General features: G+C 66.8%; 4 protein-coding genes. 1 reads left to right on the top strand and 3 read right to left on the bottom strand.

The window, feature by feature from the left end; translation table 11 throughout:
- Positions 1 to 44 precede the first annotated feature (44 nt).
- The 3 genes from AC060L_RS37225 to AC060L_RS37215 form a co-directional block, all read right to left on the bottom strand.
- Entirely contained in the window at positions 45 to 812 is a 768-nt protein-coding gene (locus tag AC060L_RS37225) for a G1 family glutamic endopeptidase (RefSeq protein WP_483803423.1), read from the bottom strand.
- Positions 813 to 970: 158 nt separating this feature from the next.
- Positions 971 to 1210, bottom strand: a complete 240-nt coding sequence (locus AC060L_RS37220) for a DUF397 domain-containing protein (RefSeq protein ID WP_483803422.1) — start codon at positions 1208 to 1210, stop codon at positions 971 to 973.
- A 2-nt stretch (positions 1211 to 1212) separates the two neighbouring features.
- On the bottom strand, positions 1213 to 2034 hold the full coding sequence (locus AC060L_RS37215) for a helix-turn-helix domain-containing protein (protein WP_483803421.1): 822 nt from the start codon (positions 2032 to 2034) through the stop codon (positions 1213 to 1215).
- 212 nt (positions 2035 to 2246) lie between these two features.
- On the opposite strand from AC060L_RS37215, the gene AC060L_RS37210 reads away from it, so the two are divergent.
- On the top strand, positions 2247 to 3932 hold the full coding sequence (locus AC060L_RS37210; protein WP_483801924.1) for an ISAzo13 family transposase: 1686 nt from the start codon (positions 2247 to 2249) through the stop codon (positions 3930 to 3932).
- Positions 3933 to 3946 lie beyond the last annotated feature (14 nt).

The raw sequence follows: 3946 nt of genomic DNA, 5'->3' as shown, positions 1-3946 counted from the left end.
AACCGACCCGGGCCCGTCACGGCAGCTAGGCAGCTAGGCAGCTATCAGCTGTGCTTCCAGGTCACCGAGAAGTTCTCGCTGTTGGAGAGCGCCGAGGTCGCGGCCTTGGTGGTGCTCCCCGACGCCATGGTGATCGCGTCCGGCGAGAAGCTGCCGATCGGCTTGCCGTTCGCCTCGGCCGAAGTGAAGCTCGCGGTACCGAAGTTGGTCAGCGGCAGCACCCCGGTGCCACTGGACGGCGCCTCGGCGATGATCTCGGCGGAGGCGAGCGCGGCGCTCTTCAGCGTCTTCTTGACCGTGTGGCTCCAGCCCTGCGTGGTGTCCGAGAGGACGAGGGTGAAGGCGCCGGTGCCGTTCGTGCTGACGCTGGAGGTGAAGTGGTCCCCGGGGCGAACGGTGTTGCTGAAGTTCACCGGGAAGGCCGGGTACATCTCGTACCAGGCGTAGTACTGCGGCGAGCCGCCCGAGCAGTCCACCTCGCTGCCGGTCTGCTCGACCGAGTTGCTGCCGTCGCCGTCGAGGCCGATCCAGAAGCTGGAGTACGAGGTGGCACTGCCGCACTTGCCGGTCGGCTGAACCCAACTGGCCTTGACGCTGGTGAACTTCGCACCGGTTGCGGCGTAGCCCGACCAGTTGCTGCTGGTGCTGTTGAAGATCCCGGTGTGGTGGCCGGCCGACTGGGGGGCGGTGGCGCTGATCATCGGAGCCTGCACCAGCGAAGGCGCGGAGACGGCCAGCGCAGGAGCGGCGCTGCCGATCACCGCCACGAGGGCGGCGGATATGGCCAGGGTACGGCGACGTACTGCTGACATGAGGGTTTCTCCCTGTTGGGGGCCGGAGAAAGCCCTGGGAGAGCGTGGTCTGATGTGCAGTCAGAGCTCTACCAGGGCAGGCGCCTTGACGGCGTGCCGCCAACAGTAAGCGGAGGAGCCACTCGTGCGAAGTGGCCCGTCACCACCTCTTCATATTTTCAGCCAACCGGGCCGTTGAACTCCCCTGCGGCCACAGCGGACGTGAAGGCCGCCCAAGCGCGGGGGGAGACGGCAAGGTGGACGTCGGGCGTCTTGGTGTCACCGACGAGCACGAGGTCGTGGATCGGGAGGAGGTTGGTCGCCACGCGGACGCACTGGCCGTTACCGGACGCATCACTGCGGCTTGACTTGAACCAGGCGGCCTTGGAGACGTCCACGGTATGCGAGGCGGGAGTCATGCCTAGTACTCCTCCATTGCTTTTCTGAGCCACACCAGGGACTCATCCGGCGTGAGGGCGTAGCTACGGATCTGATCATAGAGCAATGCCAAATCGGTTACCTCGTCCGGCGATTCGACCAAGCGACCGCACGAATAGCCTTCGAGATAGGCCACACGTGGCGCATCATCAAAGTTCAGGATGGTCACCGAACCACCGATGGCACCATAGGGCTGGTTGAGCGGCAGGACTTGCACCACAGCGTTGCGACCGTCCGCCAACCCGAGGATGTGCTCGATCTGACGCCGCATGACCGCAGGATCACCAACCGTCTGGCGAAGCCCGTACTCATCCAGGACCACCCACATAAACGGGGGTGACGGCCTGGACAAGATGCCCTGCCTCGCCTGACGAAGCTCCCACTTCTCCCGGATCACTACCTCCGAGGCGCGCGGCAAGCCGAGCCGCAGCCATGCCAGACCGTATTCCTCCGTCTGCCACAGGCCAGGCATTACCAGGGAGTACGTTTGCTGCGTGTTCGCAAGCGGCTCCAACTCCATGAACCGCCGCGCCCAGTCTGCGAACTCCTGACTCTCCACCAACGGATACATCCGCGAGAACGCCCCGCCACTCCCCGGCAGCGCCTCATCCAGCAGCCCCGGCAGGTCCGGCGGCGGAGTCCTCACCGCCGTCTCGATGTTGGACATGTGCGTCTTGCTGTAACGCACCTTCTTCGCCAGCTCTCCGAGCGACAGGTCGGCATCCTTGCGGTAGTGCCTGACCTCCGAGCCGAAGAAGTCCCGGCCGGATCGGCCCGGGTTGAGTTCGCGTTCCTCGATGCCCATGTGTTCGACCTCCTGCGTTTCCCGGGTCGTTGCGAACGTTCCAGAACCCGCTGAGGAGACGCCGCGCTTGTCCAGCGTAACTGCGGGGAGCGACGCTTGAGGCACAGATCGTGAGATCTGATCAGCCGGCATCCCCACGAGGCAATAACTATGACTAAGGGCTTGCAGAGAAGTAACCCGTGGCTTCCGGTGTTCTGGCTCGTTGATGTGCTATGAGAACATCGCGGGAGCAGCAGGCTTTGCTGCAGGCCAAGTTCGAGGCGATCATGCCGCACCTGGACGAGCGGCAGCGGCGGTTGCTGCTGGGTGCGGAGGCCCGGTCGATCGGGCATGGCGGGATCAGGCACGTCGCCCGTGCCGCCGGGGTGCGTGAGGCGACCGTGTCCGCCGGGGTGGACGAGTTGGAGTCCGGCGAGCCGCCGCTGGGCCGGGTGCGGAGGCCGGGCGGCGGCCGCAAGCGCGCCGTCGACCTGGAACCCGCCCTGCGAACCGCACTGTTGGCGCTGGTCGAGCCCGACGAGCGCGGCGATCCGATGTCCCCGCTGCGCTGGACCACCAAGTCCACCCGCCACCTCGCCGACCGGCTCACCCGCCAGGGGTACCGGATCTCGGCGGACACGGTCGGGGACCTGCTGCGCGAGGAGGGCTTCAGCCTCCAGGGCAACGCCAAGACCATCGAGGGTCGCCAACATCCCGACCGGGACGGCCAGTTCCGCTACATCAACGAACAGGCCAAGGCTCACCAGGCGGGTGGCGACCCGGTGGTCAGCGTGGACACGAAGAAGAAAGAGCTCGTCGGCCCCTACAAGAACGGCGGCCGGGAGTGGGAGCGCGCAGGCCACCCGGTCGCGGTCTCCACCCATGACTTCCCCGACAAGGAACTGGGCAAGGCGATCCCGTACGGCATCTACGACTTGGCCGCGAACACCGGCTGGGTGAACGTGGGCACCGACCACGACACCGCCGCGTTCGCGGTCGAATCGATCAGGCGATGGTGGCGCGGCGCCGGGCACACCGCCTACCCCGGTGCCCGGCGCCTGCTGGTCACCGCGGACGCCGGCGGCTCCAACGGCTACCGCACCCGTGCCTGGAAGGCCGAACTCGCTGCCCTCGCCGTGGAGACCGGCCTGATCATCACTGTGTGTCATTTTCCGCCGGGTACATCTAAATGGAACAGGGTCGAACACCGGCTGTTCTCCCACATCACCATGAACTGGCGCGGCAGGCCCCTGAGCAGCCACGAGGTCATCGTGAACAGCATCGCCGCAACGACCACCCGCACCGGTCTGACCGTCCACGCCGAACTCGACACGGCCACCTACCCCACCGGTGTGACGGTCGGCGACCGGCAGATGGACGCCCTGCCCCTGGACCGCCACGACTGGCACGGCGAGTGGAACTACTCCCTGCGGCCCGAGGAATACGCCCAGGTCAGCGATGCCCCCGACCCGTTCGACCAACCCAGCCCCGACCTCGCCTGGCTCTGCCACCCGATCCTGACCGGCCTACCCGCACCCGAGTGGGACGCCCTGATCACCACGCTCACGTCCCTCCACGACACCCAGCGCGAGGGCCAACTCGACAAGCGGCGCGGCCACCGGCCCCGCGTCAAGGGCGACGGCACCACCGGCCGGCGACCGGTTCTCACCCTGGCCGACCGCCTCCTGGCCGTTCTGCTCCACCAGCGGCTCGGTCTCCCGCAGGTCGCCGTGGCCCGGCTCTTCTGTGTCACACCCGAGACCGTCAACCGCCGCATCCGCGACGTCCGCAACCTCCTCCAGGCCGCAGGCCACACCATCGAGCCTGCCGGAGCCCAACTGTCCGACCTGGACGCCCTCTACAAGCTCGCCACGACCCAAGGCATCACTCTTCCGGCAGAGATCAAGACTGCGAGTTGATGATCTGCAAGCCC

This window comes from Kitasatospora sp. NEAU-69 (assembly GCF_057158765.1).
This window is presented reverse-complemented; position numbering and strand designations above follow the sequence as displayed.